This is a genomic window from Rhizobium leguminosarum bv. viciae USDA 2370 (genome assembly GCF_002008365.1).
GTDB lineage: Bacteria > Pseudomonadota > Alphaproteobacteria > Rhizobiales > Rhizobiaceae > Rhizobium > Rhizobium leguminosarum.
On the sequence record NZ_MRDL01000009.1, the window covers coordinates 141974 to 162746 of the forward strand.

At 56.7% G+C, this 20773-nt stretch carries 12 protein-coding genes; 11 read left to right on the plus strand and 1 reads right to left on the minus strand.

From position 1 onward, the window contains the following. The first annotated feature begins 12 nt into the window (after positions 1 to 12). The 11 genes from BS629_RS05235 to BS629_RS38065 all read left to right on the plus strand — a co-directional run bounded on the left by BS629_RS05235 (position 13) and on the right by BS629_RS38065 (position 19166). A complete protein-coding gene (locus BS629_RS05235; RefSeq protein WP_158081449.1) occupies positions 13 to 330 on the plus strand; it encodes a helix-turn-helix domain-containing protein in 318 nt (105 codons plus the stop codon). Further along, a complete protein-coding gene (locus BS629_RS05240) occupies positions 323 to 1516 on the plus strand; it encodes a cysteine desulfurase family protein (protein WP_077988037.1) in 1194 nt (397 codons plus the stop codon). The genes BS629_RS05235 and BS629_RS05240 overlap by 8 nt, the downstream gene beginning before the upstream one ends. Continuing rightward, positions 1509 to 2459 carry a DUF4007 family protein gene (locus BS629_RS05245; RefSeq protein ID WP_077988038.1) on the plus strand — a complete coding sequence of 317 codons (951 nt, stop codon included), beginning with the start codon at positions 1509 to 1511 and terminating at the stop codon, positions 2457 to 2459. Before BS629_RS05240 ends, BS629_RS05245 begins: the two co-directional genes overlap by 8 nt. Further along, positions 2452 to 5925 (plus strand): hypothetical protein, encoded by a 3474-nt coding sequence (locus BS629_RS05250; RefSeq protein WP_077988039.1) that lies wholly within the window; start codon positions 2452 to 2454, stop codon positions 5923 to 5925. The genes BS629_RS05245 and BS629_RS05250 overlap by 8 nt, the downstream gene beginning before the upstream one ends. Beyond that, a complete protein-coding gene (locus BS629_RS05255; RefSeq protein ID WP_077988040.1) occupies positions 5922 to 6773 on the plus strand; it encodes a phosphoadenosine phosphosulfate reductase family protein in 852 nt (283 codons plus the stop codon). Before BS629_RS05250 ends, BS629_RS05255 begins: the two co-directional genes overlap by 4 nt. An 82-nt stretch (positions 6774 to 6855) precedes the next feature. Next, positions 6856 to 9201, plus strand: coding sequence for a sensor histidine kinase (locus tag BS629_RS05260; protein ID WP_077988041.1), 2346 nt, complete (start codon positions 6856 to 6858; stop codon positions 9199 to 9201). Further along, on the plus strand, positions 9198 to 11123 hold the full coding sequence (locus BS629_RS05265) for a hypothetical protein (RefSeq protein WP_077988042.1): 1926 nt from the start codon (positions 9198 to 9200) through the stop codon (positions 11121 to 11123). Before BS629_RS05260 ends, BS629_RS05265 begins: the two co-directional genes overlap by 4 nt. Before the next feature lie 86 nt (positions 11124 to 11209). Beyond that, the gene (locus tag BS629_RS05270; protein WP_143529698.1) at positions 11210 to 13939 is read left to right on the plus strand and encodes a hypothetical protein; all 2730 of its coding nucleotides are present in this window, start codon (positions 11210 to 11212) and stop codon (positions 13937 to 13939) included. Position 13940: 1 nt separating this feature from the next. After that, positions 13941 to 17813, plus strand: coding sequence for a hypothetical protein (locus tag BS629_RS05275; RefSeq protein WP_143529699.1), 3873 nt, complete (start codon positions 13941 to 13943; stop codon positions 17811 to 17813). A gap of 46 nt (positions 17814 to 17859) precedes the next feature. Continuing rightward, on the plus strand, positions 17860 to 18753 hold the full coding sequence (locus tag BS629_RS05280) for a M12 family metallopeptidase (RefSeq protein WP_158081450.1): 894 nt from the start codon (positions 17860 to 17862) through the stop codon (positions 18751 to 18753). A 206-nt stretch (positions 18754 to 18959) separates the two neighbouring features. Further along, positions 18960 to 19166 carry a hypothetical protein gene (locus tag BS629_RS38065; protein ID WP_143529700.1) on the plus strand — a complete coding sequence of 69 codons (207 nt, stop codon included), beginning with the start codon at positions 18960 to 18962 and terminating at the stop codon, positions 19164 to 19166. Positions 19167 to 19430: 264 nt separating this feature from the next. Here BS629_RS38065 and BS629_RS05290 read toward each other — a convergent pair whose 3' ends face one another. Beyond that, positions 19431 to 20561, minus strand: a complete 1131-nt coding sequence (locus BS629_RS05290) for an RHE_PE00001 family protein (RefSeq protein ID WP_077988046.1) — start codon at positions 20559 to 20561, stop codon at positions 19431 to 19433. Positions 20562 to 20773: the final 212 nt, after the last annotated feature.

A 20773-nucleotide genomic window follows, 5' to 3' on the forward strand; every position in this document is an offset into this window, starting at 1 on the left:
TACGGGCAACGCGTGACGGATAGTCAAGATACCAGCTTTGGCAAGCCGCCGCCCCATTCACCGAACAAATCCGGGCGGGCGCTCCGATCGACCCTTGCCGTGGCGTTGGCCGATACGCTTTCCTCCCGCAAGCTCAGTCAGATCGATGCGGCGCGAATTTGCGCGACGGATCAGCCGACGCTCTCGAAGGTTCTGAAAGGCCGCAATGTCGGAGTCACAGTCGACAAGCTCTTTTGCTGGCTTACAGCGCTTGGCTGCGACATAGAAGTCCACGTCAACCGGGCTCCGGGCTCGAAAGCAGGAGACGTGCGGGCGGTGATTCATGACTGAATCCCGCCTATCTTTCGCAACGGCGTCGGCCGTAAAGACGCCGATTTATCTCGATCATCATGCGACAACCCCCGTCGATATTCGTGTCGCTGAAATCGTATTCAATATGATGGTATCCACCTTTGGCAACGCCAATAGCATCGATCATACCTTTGGCGAGGCCGCGGCGACGATCGTGGAAAACGCAAAGAGCAATGTTGCAGAGCTAGTCGGCTCGGACCCAGCCAATGTATTTTTCACCTCGGGCTCAACGGAGGCCATCAGGCTCGCAATATCCCATGCCATCGGTCCGGCTCGTGCTTCACCGTTGCACATCGCCCTCACCCGTGTCGAACATCAGGCCCTGATCGACACAGTGAGGCTTGCTGAACGGCTCGGTATTGCCGTCGTCACCTGGATCGACGTCGATCAGCAGGCGCGTATAAGTTCCGGGAGCCTTCTCGCTGCCTTGCAAAGTGGAGCCGATCTTGTCTGTGTGATGGCTGCAAACAACGAGGTCGGAACGATCTACCCTCTCGAAGAGATAATCTCCCTCGTCCACAGCCATGATGCCGCAATCCTTGTAGACGCCACACAGGCCGCAGGACGTATCGGTTTGGGTGGTATCGGCGCCGACATCGACTACCTCATATTCAGCGGCCACAAGATTTACGGGCCGAAAGGGGTGGGCGCGCTGGTCTCCGGTGTCTATGACGCTGGTCGGGTTTACGGATTGGGTGCGACCCATGATGCGACACCCAACGTGCCCGGAATCGCAGGAATGGGCGAAGCCTGCCGGATCATGCAATCTGAAGGCGCGATCGAAACGCACAGGATCGCCGATATGCGTGACCGGTTGCAGGCAGAGCTTCTCCGACAAATTCCGGATCTGGTTGTGAATGGCGACAAGCAAAACCGTTTGGCTCACAATCTGCACGTGTCGGTCCCCGGCACACCCAACGATCTGATCCTAAGTCGCCTCCGAAAGAAAGTGGCGATTTCGACGGGAGCGGCCTGCATGTCTGGCGCCCAGAGCCCTTCCCATGTTCTGCGTGCGATGGGGTTGGCGGATGGGTTGCAGGACGGTGCTCTACGCATCGGGTTGGGACGTTTTACATCTGAAAGTGACATTGAAAACGCCGCCCTTGAAATTGTCGCGGCCGTGAACGATGTCCGAAATGCCATGGCAGGACAAGACTATGAATGACGCTGTAGCCCTCACCCCGACGGCAATCGCATTTCGCTTTTCGGGCCATGAATCCTTTGCGTGCCGATATGCTTGGCTTCCAAAGGCATATCGCGCCATTGCTGCAAATCCCGCGATTTTCTTTGATGAAGATCTTGCGATGGTCGAACTTGGCATCGGCAAGAATATGGTACGGTCGCTGCGCTTCTGGGTCGACGTCATGGGGATTGCGTCGCCAGACGGGTTGAAGTGCCACGCCTTGACGGAATTTGGGCATTCGGTCCTTGGGCCCGAGGGGTTTGATCCATTCCTGGAGGATGAGCGCACACTCTGGCTGTTGCATTGGAACGTCTCCTCCAGGACCAGCTCGGCCTTGTTCGCGTGGCACTACATGGTCGGGCAATGGCCATATCCCGAGTTCACGCGGTCAGAAGCGCTGGAGGCGTTCAAGCGTCAGTCGACGAAACTCGGTCACAAGCACTCCGAAGTGACGCTTGCCCAGCATCTCGATGTCTTCGTTCACACCTACTATACGAACAAGAGCGGGAAAATCGGGGTTGAGGATTCCCTGGACGGGCCACTTGTGGATCTCAACCTTCTCATTCCAACGGGCGAACGCAAGGGCGAAGCCGGTCGCTGGGAAACCGTCTATTCCTTCCGACGTGAAGCAAAACCTGAAATCACCTCGCGCATGTTCGAATATTGCGTACTGGATTACTGGGATCGGGTCAGTCCGGACGAAAAGACGTTGGTGTTACGATCGGTCGCCTCCGCTCCCTGTTCACCCGGACAAGTGTTCAAACTCGCGGAGGAGGAAGTACGCAGCCGGCTTGAGGATATCTCGCAGGCGGGCAATCGTGGTTTCAACTATCAGCCATCGGCAGTTCAAGGTCTGCTGACGCGACAAGTGGGAATACGACCCACCCTCGCCGACATTTATGAAGAGGACCTTTTCCATGCTTAAGGCGCGACGGACAATCTCCGAGTTCCTGAACGTCCCGGCGCGCTTTCTTCGCTCAGCGCAGCTGGAGAAGGATTTTCACGACACCCGGGCATTGGAAAATTACATCGTCACCCCGGCGATGGCGGCGGCATTGCTTCGGATCACCGATGGGCTGTGCGATGGGTCAAGCCGACGAGCCTGGCGCGTCACCGGCGACTATGGTGTCGGGAAGTCATCCTTCGCACTCGTGCTCGCCCATTTGCTTGCGCACTCTGCAGGCAACGATACGGCAAGGATTGCCGACTCGATCGGATGGACGGAGGAGCAATCCAGCCGGCGGCCGCTTTGGCCGATCTTGATCACCGGCAGCCGCGAGGGGATTGTCGACGCCATCGCACGCGGTATCCGCGAAAACGTCGAGTTCAGGCGGGGAACCAACCCGGCCGGATGGGAGGCCATCGACAAGGCGCTGGAAGACTGCCGGAAAGCCTCCACGGCTCGATCGTTGGAGCGCCTTTTGGAGGCCCTTCGCACAAAGGCGCTCAACGATGGAACGGGCATCGTCCTTATCGTTGACGAGCTTGGGAAACTTCTCGAATACGCGGCGCAAAACCCAGACGGACAAGATGTTTTCGCCTTGCAACGGCTGGCGGAACTGGCGTCGAGAAGCAACGATCAGCCATTCCTGCTGCTCGGGATTCTGCATCAGGGTTTTCAGGCCTATGCCGAGCGCCTGCCCGCTGCCGTTCGCCACGAGTGGGACAAAGTGGCGGGACGATTCGAAGAAATTGTTTTCGACCAGCCCCTAGCCCATACGGCGGCCCTGATAGCTGGCGCCCTTGGAAGCGCGTCGACTTTGTTCCCACCAAGGATTGCGGCCGAGGCAAGGGAAGCCGCCAACGCCGCCGGCTCTATGGGCTGGCTGGGTGGTGCGACGAGCGGCATTGCAAATCTTGACGCGGCGCAACTCTACCCACTCCACCCTACTCTCCTGCCCCCGCTCGTGAGATTTTTCGCACGGTTCGGGCAGCACGAACGGTCACTGTTCGGTTTCTTGCTCTCATCTGAGCCGTTTGGACTGCAAGCCTTTGCCGAACAGACCGCCATCGGCGACGGATGGTACGATCTTGCCGATTTCTATGACTATGTCCGCGCTTCGTTTGGGCACCGGCTCTCCGGCGCCAGCTACCAGAGCCATTGGCTCCGGATCGTCTCGACCATCGACACAGCCGCGGAAATCGACGCTCTGCAGGTCAAGGTGCTGAAGGCTGTTGGCATCCTCAATCTCCTTGACGCTGACGATCTGGTTGCCAACGAACGGTCGCTCAAGGCCTGCTTCTCAAACCAAGCCGCGTCTGCCGTGAATGACGCATTGAAGGACCTGACATCGCGCGGCCTGCTTTTCAAACGAGGGGAACGGGGTGGTTATCGCCTGTGGCCCAACTCGAGCGTCAATCTTCATGCCGCCATGCAAAATGCCAAACGTGCAGTTCTGGAGGTAGACAATGTCAGTGGGCAGATCGCGCAGTTCCTCGATACGTCGCCCATTCTGGCGCGCAGACACTACATTGAATCGGGCACGATGCGGTTTTTCGAAGTTCGCCACGTGCAGGCCGAGGCCGTCGAAAAATCCCTTCTGAAAGCGACGAATGCGGACGGGCTCGTCCTCTTGGTCCTTGCCGATACCGATGATCACCGGCAGGTTGCTTTGGATAGCCTTCAATCCGACCCATCGAAGATGGAAGGCAACATTATCGTTGGCGTGCTTCAACCCTTGGCGAGCCTGGGACAGGAACTCGCCGAGGTAAAGCGATGGCAGTGGATCGAAGATCATACGCCGGAATTGTTGCACGATGAGTTTGCTGCGGCCGAGGTTTCGCGCCAGTTGCACGAGGCCAAGAGACTGCTATCGTCACAATTTGTTGCGATGTCAGGGCTGTCACGGCGTGGCGCCGGTAGGGTCGAATGGTGGAACCGCGGCGAGGTCGTAAAGATCGAAGGGACGCTCTCCAACGCCCTTTCCAAGCTATGCGACGGGATGTTCCCGCTGGCGCCCAGAATTGCCAACGAACTGATCAACCGGAATATACTCAGCAGCGCAGCCGCCTCTGCGCGGATGCGGTTGATAGAAGGCATCTTTGGTGCCAGTGACAAACCACTGCTGGGAATTGAGACGGATAAGGCGCCGCCTGAAAAATCGATGTATCTTTCAGTCCTGCAAGCCGGTGGCATCCATGTCGAAAAGGGCGGTCGTTTCGACCTTGTCGAGCCGGATACGGACCACGATCCGCTGATCCTGAAGCCCGCCTTGTCAAAGATCATTGCATTGATCAAAGGCGGCAAGGGGCACCGCATTTCCGTTCCGTCAATTTTCCACGAACTAAAGAATGAGCCCTACGGCGTTCGAGACGGGCTGGCTCCCTTGCTCCTGGCCCTTGTCCTGAAAATCCACAGCCACGAGCTCGCAGTCTATGAAGAGGGCACATTCCTAGCCCGTTTTGGCGCGCATGAATTCCTGCGCCTTTCAAAGGCAGCGGCCTCCTTTGAGATTCAGTACTGCAGCGTGGAAGGCGTGCGCTCCGAGGTCTTTTCGAGGCTTGCCGAGGCATTTGCCAAGGGCATTCAGGATCGCCGGCCGGTTCTTCTGGATGTTGTCCAGGAACTGTGCCAGTTCGCGGCGAAACTACCGGAATACACGCGCAAATCAAAAACCCTGTCGCCGATGGCGCTCGCCGTTCGCGAAGCCTTGATGGCAGCGCGCGAGCCGGCAACCCTGCTGTTTCAGGATCTTCCCAAGGCTTGTGGCCTGGAGCCCTTCGACGCCGACGGTGGTGGCGAGTACGCCGATGCCGAAAGGTTCGTCATCAACCTGAATTCAGCGGTCAACGATCTCCAAGGCGCGTACACTCAACTGCTGGAGCGCATTGTGCTGAGGGTCGCCGAAGCGTCCGGCCTGGAAGGCGGAGCATTCCATCGGGCTGATCTAGCCGGACGCGCTTCCAGGGTGTCATTGGCTGCTCGCGAACCGCGGCTGCGTGCATTTGCGCTGCGACTGCGAGACCCTGGACTGTCTGACGACGCCTGGGCGGAGGCGCTTGCAAGCTTCGTTGTTGCTCGCCCCCCAAGCCGCTGGATGCCCGGCGATGAGGTTCGCTTCGGAGAAGAGATCGGCGCTTTGGCGGAACTCTTCGCAAAAGTGGAAGCGGCCGCTTTCAGCGGTAGTGATGATCGGCCAGCCGTCGACGCTATCCGGCTGAACTTGACGCGGGGGGACGGACAGGATCTGGTCCGGGTGCTCCAGAACATCAAACTTTCTGTCAAAGATCAGCCCTTGCTCGATGCACTGGCTGCCAGCCTTCCCCAAGGGGACGCGAAGCGGATCCAGTTCCTGACCAATTTGCTTTGGCTGGAACTGGAAAAGACCCAACCGAATGCCGCTGCAGCACCATCTGACCGCGCGGATCTTGCAGGTAAGTTCAAAAAATGAAGCTTTATGATTCCGACATCGCATCAACGTTCGGTGGCAAGACGCCTCGCCACATCCTCAGCCTTAGCGGGGGAAAGGACAGCGCGGCGCTCGCGATCTACCTGCGCGATCGCGTGCCCGAGATCGAGTATATTTTCCACGACACGGATAAGGAGCTGCCGGAGACATACGACTATATCGCGAGGCTCGAAGCGATCCTTGGCAAGCCGATTGTCCGCACGACCCCGGTTGACAGCTTCGATCACTGGCTTTCCGTCTACCGTGGCATGCTGCCATCGAACCATCGCCGGTGGTGCACGAAAATGCTGAAGCTCAAACCCTTCGAAGCATATGTCGGCGACGGTCCCGTCATCAACTATGTCGGGTTGAGAGCTGACGAGAACCGTACCGGTTACATCAGCACGAAGTCGAATATTTTGGCTGTTTACCCTTTCCAAGATGACGGCCTCGTTCGGGCAGACATCATTCAGATTCTCGAGGATTCCGGCCTGGGTCTTCCACCCTACATGGATTGGGGCCGGTCAAGATCGGGGTGCTACTTCTGCTTTTACCAGCAGAAGATCGAATGGGTGCGTCTCCTGGAAACCCATCCCGAGCTGTTTTCGCTAGCTATGGAATATGAGGAAAAATCGGTGCAGTTTGGCGACCAGTTCTATTGGTGCCAAAGTGAATCGCTGCGAGAGCTGGCCCTTCCCGAGCGTGTTGCCAAGATCAAGTCCGACTGGGACATTTCCCAAGCGCGAAAACGATCGAAGCGAAAAAATCTGGCCTTGGTTGAAACGCTGGGGGGGCTGGAGGCGGAGGATGAAAGCCATCTGCGCGACGGATGCCTGGTTTGCTCTATTTAGTGAATTTTCTACTTTTGCATGTATTACACCACTCTGGTCGCTCCGATCATATGAACCCTATTTAAGCTGAACTGAGACGATAATGGCGTTTAAGATAACGGCCCGGACGCTGCTAGAATTAGGCGCAGAGCTGATCAGCTCGGATTCGGTCGCTATCTACGAACTGGTCAAGAATTCTGTCGACGCCGATTCAGACGTGGTTCGCGTAGACGTTCAGTGCATTCTTCCCTATTCGCGTTACATTCAAGCGCTCGAGATCCTGGACGAAGCCAGCGTGCCGGTCGCCGACCTTCGACAAAATGTCGAAAGATGGCTTGCCGCAGACGCACCGGTCGCAGCAAAACGACGGTTCCTGGCGTCTCTCGACGCCGCAAGTAATACGTCGTCCTTTCGCCAAGCCATTATTTCCGCCTATGAGGCCGGCAATTATATCCAGGTCGCCGATGATGGCGATGGAATGTCTCTCCGCGATCTCGATGAGATCTTCTTGACGATTGGCACGCGATCGCGCCGAAAGAAAAAAGCGGAATGGACCAGAGACGGGACGACGCCCCCCCGCCCGCTTCTCGGTGACAAGGGCGTTGGCCGGCTTTCGGTAATGCGGCTGGGGGATCGGCTTGAAGTCGTGACGTCAACGGCGGGAGAACGCCGCTGGAATGAACTCAATATCAACTGGGGCCTCTTCAACCACGATTCCGATGCCCTGCTGCACGAGGTCGATGTCGAGCCTAACGTCGGACAGGTCAAGGCGGACCCGAAGGTCAGTGGCACAACCATCAGAATATCGCGGCTTCGATCTGACTGGGACAGGCAAAAATTTGGCGACCTGCTAAAGAGCGATTTCAGCAGGATGGTTGATCCTTTCGACCGTCGGAGGGGGAATCGCCTATTCCGGATCACATATAACGGCGAGCAAGTGACGCTTCCGGTGATTGCCAAACGGCTTTTCGATCTCGCCCACGCGGTTGTCGTCTGTGATTTCGCCTATACCGATGACGGCGCGGCAAAGCTCACCGGCGAAATGGACTACCGGCTTCATACCCACAAGAAAAAGACAATAAACCTCAACGAAGTCCAGCTCGTCAGCCTGGCGGCAACGAAATCCTCAAAGGTCCTTCGATCGCTGGGTGCATTCAGGGTCGAGTTTCTGTGGTTCAACAGAATTCATCTCACTGCGCTTGAGGGGCTCGGGACCAAAAACGACGTCCTCGACCTGGTGCGACAGTGGTCTGGTGGCCTGATGGTGTTCAGGGACGGCTTTCGAATCAATCCTTATGGCGGGCCGGATGACGACTGGCTACAGCTGGACAAGCGCGCGTTTGGACGACGCGGCTATAAGTTGAACCGTCAACAGGTCATAGGAAGGGTCAATCTTTCCTGGCGCAACCGTCACCTCGTTGAGCAGACCAACCGGCAGGGCCTTGTTGACAACGAGCACAAGGAAGCCCTTGTCGCCGTTCTTCAAAGAATCCTGGAGGACTTCAAGACCTTCAGCCAGCAGGTTGACGACGACCTCAAGAAAGAGGACCTGACCTCCCTGGATGTCCTGAAGAACCGCGTTGCATCCGCAAAGACAGATCTACAAAAGCGGATCCGGCAGATCGCCGTTGACGCTCCCAGCCAAGCAGGAGCCTTGAATGAGGTGGAGCGCTTGGTGAAGCAGCTCGCCGCCCAAATCGACGGTGTCGATGAGATCATTGACGACTACAAGGATGAGCGCCGGAAATTCGTTCATCTGGCCGGCCTGGGTCTGATGGTGGAGCTGATTCTTCATGAGCTGGGTCGAGCCAGTGGCAACACCTTAAGCACCCTCGAAGGCGTGGATGCGGCAATACTGCCGGGAAAACTGCCGGCCGTGTTCACCACCCTGGAAACGCAGCTCAAAACGTTGCAGAAACGGATACAGACGCTCGATCCCCTAAGTACGGCACGCCGTCAGACGAAAGAGCCGTTTGTCGTACAGGAGATCGTTCAGCAGATCGTTGACGCTCGGTCGGCGCAGGCGCAGCGCCACAGCGTCGCTGTGCTCATATCATCCGACCTCAAACAGCCGTGGCGCATACGAGCGGTCAAGGGGATGCTGATCCAAATCCTCGAAAATCTGCTGTCCAACTCGTTCTATTGGCTCAAGCAGCAGATGGTCATCGACGCAAAATTCAAGCCGCGCATTGAAATTTCTATCGACGCCGGCGGGCAGACCATCTCGGTGACCGACAATGGGCCGGGTATTCCCGCTGAAGAGGCAGAAGAGGTATTCAAGCCATTCGTCAGCGCCAAACCGCCCGGTCACGGAAGCGGCCTGGGGCTTTATATCGGCCGCGAGCTGGCCGAATATCACAACTGGCAGCTCTATCTCGCTCCGGGGTCCAAGCCATCACAGCAGCTAAACACATTCGTCTTGGATCTGACGCCCGGGAGTAAGGCATGAGGGAATTTCTGTCGGAGGCTGCCACCACGGGCGGAATCAAGCTGCTGGCGATTGTCGATGATGCCTACGATCCACCCGCAGGCTCCGAGATCTCGGAAAATGCCTATAACATGTTTGTGCAGGCCGCAGAGAACGACGGTGAGTTGCTTGCGGCGCTCAAGGCCGCCCAAACGGGCCTGGATGACAACCACCTAGAGGACTGGGAGGAGTTCGTTCACGAAGAAGCCGTCGTCCAACGGTTGTGGAAGCTGCATGTTGGGACCATGCAACTGGACAAGAGCGAGGCGATGCGCGCGGCTCTGACATCTTTGTTTTCCGACGTGATGGTTGATCGCATCAGCAAGCTGACGCAGCTGAAGCCGCTGGAAGACCTGCTTGAAGGCGTCGCTCCGCTGGTCAAATTCGGATCGGACGCCGATCCGAGCCTGGTCGCGGCGGCGGACGTCGTCTTCCTGGACCTCTATCTGTCCAGCGATGTACCATCCATCGATGACAACAACATGATCCCCAAATCCGTGCTGGACAGAGCGCGGGAGCGGGCGATCTCCTATGTTGGTCAAGTCAGAGCCGTGACCGAGGACAATCTTGAGAAGGTCGCACCGGCTTTCATCCTGATCTCGTCGCTCGGCTCGCAACAAAAGGCTTCGTCCTTCAGGCAGCGCGCCGGTCAGATGGCGTCGCGTTTCAGGTTCGTCTCCAAACTGTCGCTGCAGAAGCCGGATGCCGAAGCGATCCTTTCCATCGGGGACATCTTCCGAACCGCTGCGGCCTGTGCGATCGTCGAACCCATCCAGAAAGCTTGGAAACGCGTTCTCGACGACGCGCACGGATGGCTCAACGAGCGCCTGCTCAATCTCGACATTTCAGATTTCGGCCGCCTTCACCACATGAGGCTAAACACCGAGGGACAACCGTTCGAGGACTATGTTCGCGAACTCGTGGCAGGTGCGCTCGCCGAACGAATTGTTGTTGGGTTCTCGAACTACGTGCCTGCAAAGAAACGCATCGATCCCTTCGGTAAAAGCTTCGGCTACTTTGAACCGCCGTCGAATGCGTTCGCGGAACTTTACAGTGCCAATCGCATGTCAAGCGACCGGGGCTATCGCGGTCCGACCGGTTACGATGTGATGAGCGGCGATATTTACCTTGTCGGCGCCATGCCCCAACGCAAAGGTAGTCTTACCGGCAAGTCACTGGTCGCCGTGATGAGCCCCGCATGCGATCTGATCGATCGGAGGGGTGACGGACCATCGGCGAAATCCGTTCTGCTCTTGAGCGGCGCGCTCCAGCCGTCGACCCTGAAACATGACCGCGACCCCCAGATTATGGTCGTGGGAGACAGGTTCTATGAGGTCGCATGGGACAAGAAATATCCACAGGCGCTAACGGTTGCAGATTTGCGCCGCAAGATCGTCGCCAAGGAGCTCACCTGGATCGGCCGTTTAAAGTCCGACCACTTTTTGGCCGTACAGGCTGACTTCTTGTCCGATCTCGGTCGCATCGGCTTGATCAAGGCGCCGATGATCTTCGAAAATCTCTCCGGCGCAATTCGGGTGCGCGAAAACGGCATTCACGTCGACGTGCGAAAGCCGTTCAAAGGGAGCGACCGGTTCGCATTCCTGATGGCGGAGAAGACGAAGCCTCTGGCGACGCAGCCACTGATCTTCTCCGGGGAGTTCATCCAGGAGTTCATGGCACTCGTAACAGACATTTCGCAAGACGGCACACGGCTCCCGGCATCAAGAGAAAAGGCAAACGGAATTTTGCAACGAATGAACGTTGTTTTTAAAATGCTGGAAAACCGCACTGCGGCAGCACACTCGATCCAGACCTATATGCAGGTCGAATTGCTAACGTCGAAGACGCAGGCACCGGCTACGTCGGTAGAGGGCATGTTCAGTCTAAGCTTGTGGCAAAGTTGAACTAAACCTAGTGCGGAAGGAACTATCCGCAGGTTCGGCTAGGGGACCCTGCCCGGCTTGTCTTTGAGTATCAGGGAGATGGCCCATTGCCATTTTCCATCGACACACTCCTCGACTGGGAACGGTTCAAGTTCAGGGTGCCGACGTCTCCAGTTCCTCAAAATGCATTCCTCAAGCCACCCTCCTCCGAAACAGCAATCGAGGCCCCCTACGGGCTCTACGTCGCTCCTCATGATGATCACTCATGGCGCCAGGCGAATAGAGCAATTGGCAAGAGTGGCTTTCGCGAGATTTGGCACGCGTCGCTCGTGGGCATTCCGAATGCCGACCTGCGTACAGGTTTCGAAAGCGCAAAAGTTGTTGCCGTGTGGTCCCGCAAGCATGATCCTTCACTTGGGCGAGCGCCGATCGATGACCGGACTCGCGAAGATATTGTCAAGCTGACACATGGTGCCAATGTAAATGCGACGCCGATCACAGCCCACGGGTTGATGCTGACGGGACAGGGTGCCTTTCTCAACCTTCGAGCTGACTTCCCCTATGATTGCACGAGTGCAATTTCGCTCACTCACGTCTCGCAACGCTCGTCTTATGGACAAGACAATGATGTCGTCACTTCCCGTCGCGGGTTCCTCTATCCGTTTGGCCATGAAGTAGAAGCTGTCTGGGCGACGACCCGAGAACCGGCCGAGGTTTTTCCCGTTGCCGGTGCTTTACCGGTTGAGGGCGACTATCTCCGCACGAGGCTTTTCATTCAGTTCAAGCAACAGGAGCGGTCCTACGCGGAAATGGCAAGCGCCGTTACCTTGCCGTTTCGATCAATACGTTTCGAAGACGATCTCAGCCCGCCTTTAGATGAGCCGGTTTCCGCATCAGTTTCGATAGCGAAGCCTGACGGTAGTTTATGGGCCGAAAAGGCATTTTGGCCAAGCGCGGGTGGCAAGCCCGTCATGTTCTCGGGTTTGGCAGAAGACTGGTCAGGGAAATTGATCAGGCTGTCCGTCCCGGTCATTTTCATTGAATTCGACGCCACTTCGGTCGATGCCGCCCCTGTCGCAGAAACCGATGCATATTGGCAGCGGCTGCAACACGTGCAGGCCGAATATAGGAATAGCGGCCGAGGTGTGACGGGCGTCTACGATGCATCAGTTGCCGTCGCAGTTCCGCGGACACCTCTTGATACAAGCGTCGAGTTGATGAAAGTCCAGTTCGATGCGGTGACCGGGCTTCAATCGGTTTGCCCCGTGATCAATTCGCTCTTCGATCTGGCCGCTCCCCAGATTCAGGCGCGCCTGCCAATGTTGCGGGCCACGGTGAGTGAGAGCGAAAACATTGGCTGGTTTTCGATACAGGACCCTGACCGTAACGAAATGGAGACGTTTCTCCAGGCTGCACCGGGAATTATCGCCGGCGATGAAAAGCGCATCCGGCTGGGCTGTTCAGGTCAAAGCGAAAAATCGGGTGGGTTTTTCTCGCTAGATATGACGGTGGGTGGCGTTTCACGTGTTTATGGCGCGACCGGACAGCAAAATACGACGACAACCCTCACATCTGGGGGACCGCAAACTTTCAATCCACTCGACTACTTTGGCGACGATACGGTTCTTTTCGGCGGGATCAAGATCAAGGATGTGCTGCAAGCGGGCCTCTCGGTCGCCGAAGCACAGATGCCAAAGGTCATCCAGCGTATAAGGGCCTATCCGGATATCCCTGCCGAAATGCGCCAGAGCATCGATTGGATGACGGAACAGTTCCAAAGCTGGCCGGACCCGAGCACGCCGATTTTTGCTGTACAGCAGAATTCACCGGACCTGGTTGTTGAACGCGGAAGTCCGACGCGCTTCACGTTGAGCGCTGAGGCGAGCATCAGTCTTGATTCAACTCTAAGACCAAAGGCCACGGTGTCGGCCCGGCTGAGCAACTTCTCGCTCCAACTTCTCTTCGCGGGCAATGGCGTCCTAATCCGCTTCCGCTCATTCGTGTTCGTGATCGATGCAGCGGGAACGACCACTTTCAGGCCGGACATCGATTCTGTCGAGCTGAAGGGCGCAATCATGGCGTTCATCCAAGCTCTTCAAGAGTTGTTGAAAGATATTCTCGGCGACATCGGAATTTCCATCAATCTTTTGCCGAGCGGCGTTGAAATCCAACTGCCGTCCTTTAACTTTCCAAGCTTGAGTTTTGGGGCTTTCCTGCTCCAGAATCTGAACATCGCCAGTTCGGTCGAAATTTCGTTCCGGTCACAGCCCACCAGTTACAAGTTCAACTTCTCTACACCCGATAATCCCTTCACTGTCGCTGTCGGGATCTATGGCGGTGCGGGCTCGTTTGCTTTCATTGTTGATACCCGCGAAATTCGCTCCTTTTCAGCGTCTTTCGGGTTCGGCGCCTTTGCGCGGCTTGATCTCGGGATCGCTTCGGGAAGTGCCGCTTTGCTGGGTGGCCTTTCATACTGGCTGCAAAAGGCGGATGTTGGCGGCGTCCCCACCACCAATATCGAGTATCTGTTCTACGTTCGCGCCTATGGCTCGGTCACCGCACTTGGGTTCATCACGGTCGGCGTGGATTTCTATCTCGCGCTGAAAATAGCGACGGGAACGCCATCTTATAGCGAGGGCCTTGTCGAGGTCTCCTACTCGGTTAAAAACGGGTTCTTCAAAAAGTCATTCAAATTGACCTTCCGCCGCCGCTTCAATGGCTCTGGAGCCGGCTCGGCAATGATTGCGTCTTCGGATCCGTCCAGCCGCGCCAAGCGGGAAATGCTGACGAAGTCGCAATGGACACAATATCGTCGTGCTTTTGCGGGGGGGAACTGAGGTGCCAAATTACCTTGCATGGACGACGGTTCCATCCGGTTTGCGAAGAGGGGATGATGGCAATCTGATCCTGCGGATTGGCCTCGTGCCTTCAATCAAACTAGGAATGGACCGGACCGATCAGGGTCTTCTGTCCGACGCGGAATATCATGACTTCGTCAAGTGGCCGAACACCCTCAATACCGCCACTTTCACCCTGAAACTGGCCGACGGCGCGGGAACTGAAGCCTCGTTCAGCCCGGAACTTAATTTTCTTCCAATGCCTGGACTGGAGTTAGATACCAAGTTCTGGGAAACGGTTTTCCCCGGCAATACCGTTGTGCGGCCATTCGGACCGTCTGCGCCACAGGCCCTGAACGTCAAATCATACGACGCCCGATCACTCGCAAATATCCTGTCACTTGGGTATTTTGCCGAACTGAATACTGTCAAGCGAGCATTCTCAATCGCTTCGACGGATTTACGCGCAAATCCTGTCATACAGGCGTTGACAGGTGCCGAGCCTGACGCAAAGTTTCGGGCGCTGTCCAACGGCGACGCCGCTCAGATCATCAAGACATTCGAAGAGTTTTCTGCATTTCACACGGTCAACCAGACGGTCGCGCCAGCGACCGCGCTGGCCATCCAGCCAGAAATGGAGTTCCACGAAATCGTCTCGGCACTTCAGGATCATAACGGCCTGGCGCAGAAACTCGGTTTGGTCCTTCGCTTCGATGTTCCAATACCCGAGAGTGTCGTCGGTGGCCTGGGCGCAATCGCACGGGTCAAGATTGACGTACGATTGTCGTTGAATGAGACGCTCGTCTCGGCTCCTTGGACTGTCTGTGATGTCCAGCAGCAGATCGGCACAACCGATTTTGGAGTGTTTCACCCACGCCGATCGGACGGTTCCAAGCAACCCGACTGGGCAGGGTTCCGATCACTTGAAGCTAGTACGGGAAGGCTCACGAATCTTGAAATTGACTGGTTGGCGCTACAGTTGGCAGAGTCTGCTCGACAGACAGTCGCAGCGGATGTCGTCCCGCTTGATTATCATTCTGCTCCACCCTTTCCGAAAGCCCTTGCTGCCCTCCGTCAGAGCGGCATCTCACTAATTGACCTGCCGAACGAAAATCCAGGGGCCGGTCAAGACTTGCCCCTGGTCACCGAATTCAAATCCAACAATACGAGATTGCTTGCACTCGACACACAGCAGGCACGCCGGGTCAGCGCCCAGCAGCCTGAACCCGGTCAATTGATCTTCTCCGATGACGGCCTGATCCGGGGATATCGTGTCTACATCCGCAGCATTTCAGAGGGCGTCTGGCGAAGTCTTTGCTCCAGGAAACTTACTTACTCCTTCAACGGTGGTCCTCTGAGGGAGGTTACGTGGTCACCGGGGCCGGATGAAGGGGAGATAACGAAGGTACTGGCGGATCAGGCAGGCCAGAGCGCAACCTCGCCTTTCTTGTTCAACTGGGACGGCTGGAGCGTTGTGGCTCCGCGCACCGACAACCCTGTAGACGAGGACGGTCGTGCGCAGGAGATCGTTGATGAGGTCTTCAGAAATTTCGCCGTTAAATGCGTGGTCGTTGATGACACACTTCAGACCAAGCGCTATGGTGAAACCTATGAGTTCTGCGTTGTACCGGTCGATCTTGCCGGAGAGGCGTGGTCTTTGAAGGAAGCATCTTCAATACTCGCTGACGCAACCCTCGGCGTTCGCACGGCAACCATCGAAAATCAGAGACTCCAGCCGATACGGTCACCGTCGATATTTGAAAGTGGTCGCGAGCAAGGTGAAAAAGGGACAACCGTCGCCATCCGAGCACTGGACGGTCGTCCGGCTGCGGATAGCACGGTTCAGATCGTGCCATCGGATGCTGATCTATGGCTGGTGGACGAGCACGGATCATTTGACGCGATGAGCGATGACCAGTCGTATGATGTCATCGTCAAAACAGCCGGAGAGCTTGCCGGCCCGGGCACTGGTACAATGGATGTGCCGTTTCTTCCCGACCCGATGTGCCGTGGCGTTGTCATAAGGTCTTCGTCGGGGGATCTCGACTCTGGACCAGTCACATTTCCATCACAGCCCGGTATCGACGAGGCTAAGAAGCGTCTCCTTCTGCGATCAGTCAATCTATCCGTCAGACCGGGAGCCCCAGACAGCAAGCCTTCAATTGCGAGTGCCGCGGGCAGCATCACAGTCTCTGTTCCTCCAGGCGAGACTGTCAGGGCGTTGATGTCGTCGGCGCTTGGCGGAGAAGACTATCGCAACCTTTGGGTTTCCAGTTCCCTCGAAACACTTCTCAGTTTTCAAAAACCGGAGACAATTGCAGCGTTTGCCGCCGAGCATCAATCCGAACTGACAGCCTCCATGAGGGGCGAGGTGCTTGCGGGTTCGGAATATCTCGTTACTCCTCCAATGGAGGTAATGTTCGTGCATGCCACGCAACGGCCAATCAGAACACCTCACTTTGGAGACCGGTTCCGCGCAGAAAAAGGCATCCTCAATTCACTCGCTGTGAAACTCGTAGACGAAGCATTCTCGGTTCATGTTCCCAGCACCGGGCGGGTCGAATTCCATGCGTCGTGGACGGACATTGTTGATGAACCGTGGTCGAAGGTATACCGGGAGGTACCGGCAACCCTTCCGCCCTTTGGGTTTAACTTAACAGAGTCGGATGAACCCTTGCTTGGTGTCGCGGGACACCCTGCGAGCTTTTGGCGAAATAGCGCGAGCAACGATGGACCGGTTGCAAAGGAGCGCGAAGCGCAGACTGCAAACCGCCAAGGACCAACGGTCCATGCCTTTCCGGACACAAGGTATCGCACTGTCACGTATCGCGCGCGCGCAACTTCGCGCTTTCGCTCCTTCATGCCGGAAGAGATTCTGAAAGACCCGGACGCTTTGTCCCAATTTGGATCGGCAACTGTCGAGGTTCTGAACAGCGCACCACCGGACGCGCCGGAAATAAGGGCGATCCTCCCAATCTTTAAGAAAGAGACGACCGAGGACGGCCGATCACATGTCCATGTCACTGGACATCGCTTCCTGTTCGAACGTCCCTGGCTATCGTCTGGCCCCGGTGAGATGGCCGCTTTCTCTGTTCGCGAAACGGAGCTCTCGAATACGCCGCCTGAACTGAACAACGCGGTATCATCCTGGGCGTTCAACCCGCGAAAACTGGGTGCCCCGACATCAAGATGGCCCACGCTCGATGATTTCGTCAATGCCAGTGAAAAGTTGATTGACGTCCCGGTCTACCAGGTCGACATCGCCGACAGTTCCCTAATCCCCGTTGGCCGTATATCGTTGGCTGCTTACGACGTGGAGATCGACGCTGAACGGAACGTCGTTTGGTGTGATGTTCAGGTGGATCCGGGCAGAGCTTACTTCCCATTTATAAGGTATGCCGTCGCGCGCTATCAGCCAAAATCGATTGCCGGCGCAACGCTTTCGAAGATCGTGACGTCCGACTTCGTCCAGATTTCGCCGACCCGTACCGTGTACGTGGGCGGCATAAAGGATGGCAAAAGAGCCGTAACTGTATCTGGCTTCAGCTATGTCGAGAGAGGTTCGTCTGGGGTGACGAGCGTTGTCGAAGTGTTTTCCGAAGTACCATTGAAGGATGCTCCCTCTGCAGAAGCTGTCCTGTGGCAGGCGACGGGTGACACGATTGCACTTACCGCGAAGCGCGAGGGCGCAGAACTCATGACTTGGAATGGTGAAATTCCGGAGCGGGACGGAAAATGGCGACTGACAATCGTCGAGTACGAAATCTACCTGTTAGAACAAAATACCGAGGTACGGCCCGATGAGGGCTTTAAGCATAACGGCGTTCCCGCCACGAGGAGAATGACCTTTATCCATTCCGTCGAACTAGCCTGAGGGCCGAGACGGCCAACTTAGACCTTTCTGGATGCGAGGTACTGAAATGAAGATCGTGGCACGCGAGTTTGTAGTAGGTATATTGAGCACCTTGTTCATCGCTGCCATGCTGAATGCGCAAGCGCGTGCAGGCGCCGGCGTCGAAGCTGACAAATTATGGCCCTCTAAACAGATACCCTATGCGGTTTGCGATTGCCGCAATGGGGTGCCGGATGTTTGCACCAAGGTGCAATGCCTTGCAAAACCTGATGTCGTCCTGAAGGCAATCTCGGAGTGGAACGCGTCGGCGATGACGGTGAAACTGGTGCCGAGAGACAAGTCCGGAAAGAAGCCATATTTGCTTTACTTGGCGCAAGAGGACGACAGCAACTTAGAGACAGGAAAATGGCCTAGATGGTGTTTCACTGAGGCCGGGTTTACTGGATCCAATAGCCCCCACCCTATCGTCATCGGTGATGTATGCGTGGAAAACCAGGGGTCTCGCCTTGGCATGACCGTTCTGCACGAAACTGGACACGCTGTGGGCCTATATCACGAACAGCAGCGTGCCGACCGCGATGAACTCCTGAAGGTCAAGTTTCCAGGAAGCACCGCGAATGAAGCAATTGGTCAATCCGGCCGTATTTGTGGCAGGCACCAGGAGGAAAAGTGCGAGTTTCAGTCGGATATATTCTTCCGTCATTACAACTACGGTCGCGACATCGGCGAGCATGACCTTAAATCGATCATGCACTACCACCTCAATAAAGATTTCGAAGCATGCCTTAAGAGAGAACTCAAGCCGGACGATTACGAGCTCGCATGTATGGATTTAACTGAGAAAGGGCGTAAACGCGCTGAGGAGTTGGCTATCCAACCTGGGCAGATCGGGTTCAAAGTGTTCGGTCTCTCTCCTACCGATATCTCTTCGGTAAACGAGCTTTACAAAGACGTCCCCTAAAGGCTTTGCGGTACCACTGCGAATACCAAGGCCGCGATCGACTTCGGGCGCTCATCTTGCATTCTTCAGGCGTTTGACCGCCTGTTCAAGAGGCCGTTGGCCATCGCAATAGCCTCGCCATGCGGATGTCTTGGAAGGGAGCGGCGGGACGGTTCTGACGGGGACACGCTTCGGATCGATGTCCGTCTTAACCTGCGTCCATCTCAATGGCATTGAACCAGTCGCCACCGAGGCTGCAGTACGGTGTCTCCGACGGCAGCGCCGAAGTCTCCTCTTCCTACAGCCAATTGTTGGATCAGTTGCTGCTCTTTCCGATGAAGCTCGGCCTGTCTATAGCACTTGCCTCTACGACGATGCTCGTCAGCCCCGCGTCGATGACAAAGCGGCTGCAGACGAACGGCATCATCCATTAAAGGATGCTTCCTCGTCTGTATCCTCTTCGCCGCCCTCGGAGGCGGCGATTTCGCTTTGAACCGCATTTCGGCTAAGTGGGCCAGCGTCCTCGACGCGCTTCGATATCCATGCGCCGAAGTATAAATCGGGTGCGCGGTTTGCACCAGCTTTGCTGACTTCAACAGCACGCCATGTCGTGACATAAATATGTCCGATAACCTTGCATTATCAGTCATTTAACGAGGTTGAATGCGGCGCCTCAAGACAGCGGCGTCCTTAGTTGGCTACAAAATCCCCCACGCCCGATACCTCCCCCTCCCCGTCACCTCCCTGAGGCCGAGTTCCAAGACGATCCGTCGCGCCGCCTGCGGCGTGACCTCGAGCGTTTTGGCCACCATGCCTGCCGACACGAGCGGTTTCGCCATGACCAGCTCGACCAACTCCGGCAATTTTGACGACGTTCGCCGCCCCTCCAGCTTTCGCTTCATCATTTTTCGCGCCAGCGCCAGCCGGTCATGCTCCTTCAGCCCGATCTCAGCGGCCGCGATCAGGCCGAGAGCAATGGCGAGCAGTCGCGTCTCCCGATCACGGTGGCGGCGCCGATCGACGGGGACGGTTTTCAGGCCGAGATTGATAGCGGCGAGATGGGCACCAGTGGTAACGCCAGCCTGGCGCAGGATCGACGCCGCCAACAATCGCCCGAGCCAAGGCGCGTGCTGCAGGACCGACAGCTCGTTCCAGGCATCGAGGGCAACGATGGCCTGAAGCACCGCCGGCAGGTCTTGCGCCTGTCGGAAAACGCCGCGCCATTCGTCGAGTCGCGCGTCCTCGTCCCAGTCGAGATCATAGACCAGCGGATTGGCCGGAGCCCGGCCAGGCTTTTTGGCTTGTTCGATCGCGGCGTCAGAGCGCGCGAGGATCGCATCAATGGCAGCATAGTCGAGACCGGGGAGATTTTCGATGTCGTCGACATCGTCCCTCTCTCCTTCCGGATCGATCGCGACCGCTGGCTGAAACACGCCGGTCGTCGTCGCCTCGTCCCCGCCAACCGACCCGATCTCCGAGGTCTTCCGCAGCGTGCGGATGCCGTCGTGAGAGAGTGCCCATTCCGGAATTTGGGTCGCGATACGCCGGCGGGTGCGCAACACGTCGCGGGCGATTGTCAGTTCGTGGGTGGGTGTGCGAATATCCTTCGTCGCGTCGTGGAGGACGAGGTCTTCGAGATGGACGAGTTCGCCCTCGATCCACAGCGAGGCGCAGGCGTCGGTGAACTGACAGCGTTCTAGGAAGCCTTGGCCAACTGGGGAACGGGCGATGCGCTCGTCCAAACGCGCAAGCGCGATGCCGGCGTCGAAAGCCGGCCGTATCAGGGCTGATATGCTGATTTTCGAAATATCGTAAGCCATTGAAATCATGGTAAATGATTTGCTAAACGAACGCTATATCATAGTTAGAGTTCATTACTGGCCGCTTTTATCGGAGCGACGTCTAACCATCGATAACCAGCGTTTATCGATGGTAGTTGATCTGGAGTCGCAAATCAGCGATGTCGGTCGGCCTGGATGCGCGGAAACCCCTGGTTTTCCGGCCTTTCAGGCAGGTTTCGGCGAGGATCGGCGGAATAGCG

Excerpts from the sequence above, each read along its gene's own strand:
- BS629_RS38065 (WP_143529700.1), top strand. The coding sequence starts at position 18,960 with ATGGCATTGAACCAGTCGCCACCGAGGCTGCAGTACGGTGTCTCCGAC.
- BS629_RS05280 (WP_158081450.1), top strand. The coding sequence starts at position 17,860 with ATGAAGATCGTGGCACGCGAGTTTGTAGTAGGTATATTGAGCACCTTG.
- BS629_RS05255 (WP_077988040.1), top strand. The coding sequence starts at position 5,922 with ATGAAGCTTTATGATTCCGACATCGCATCAACGTTCGGTGGCAAGACG.
- BS629_RS05240 (WP_077988037.1), top strand. The coding sequence starts at position 323 with ATGACTGAATCCCGCCTATCTTTCGCAACGGCGTCGGCCGTAAAGACG.
- BS629_RS05265 (WP_077988042.1), top strand. The coding sequence starts at position 9,198 with ATGAGGGAATTTCTGTCGGAGGCTGCCACCACGGGCGGAATCAAGCTG.
- BS629_RS05245 (WP_077988038.1), top strand. The coding sequence starts at position 1,509 with ATGAATGACGCTGTAGCCCTCACCCCGACGGCAATCGCATTTCGCTTT.
- BS629_RS05290 (WP_077988046.1), bottom strand. The coding sequence starts at position 20,561 with ATGATTTCAATGGCTTACGATATTTCGAAAATCAGCATATCAGCCCTG.
- BS629_RS05250 (WP_077988039.1), top strand. The coding sequence starts at position 2,452 with ATGCTTAAGGCGCGACGGACAATCTCCGAGTTCCTGAACGTCCCGGCG.
- BS629_RS05260 (WP_077988041.1), top strand. The coding sequence starts at position 6,856 with ATGGCGTTTAAGATAACGGCCCGGACGCTGCTAGAATTAGGCGCAGAG.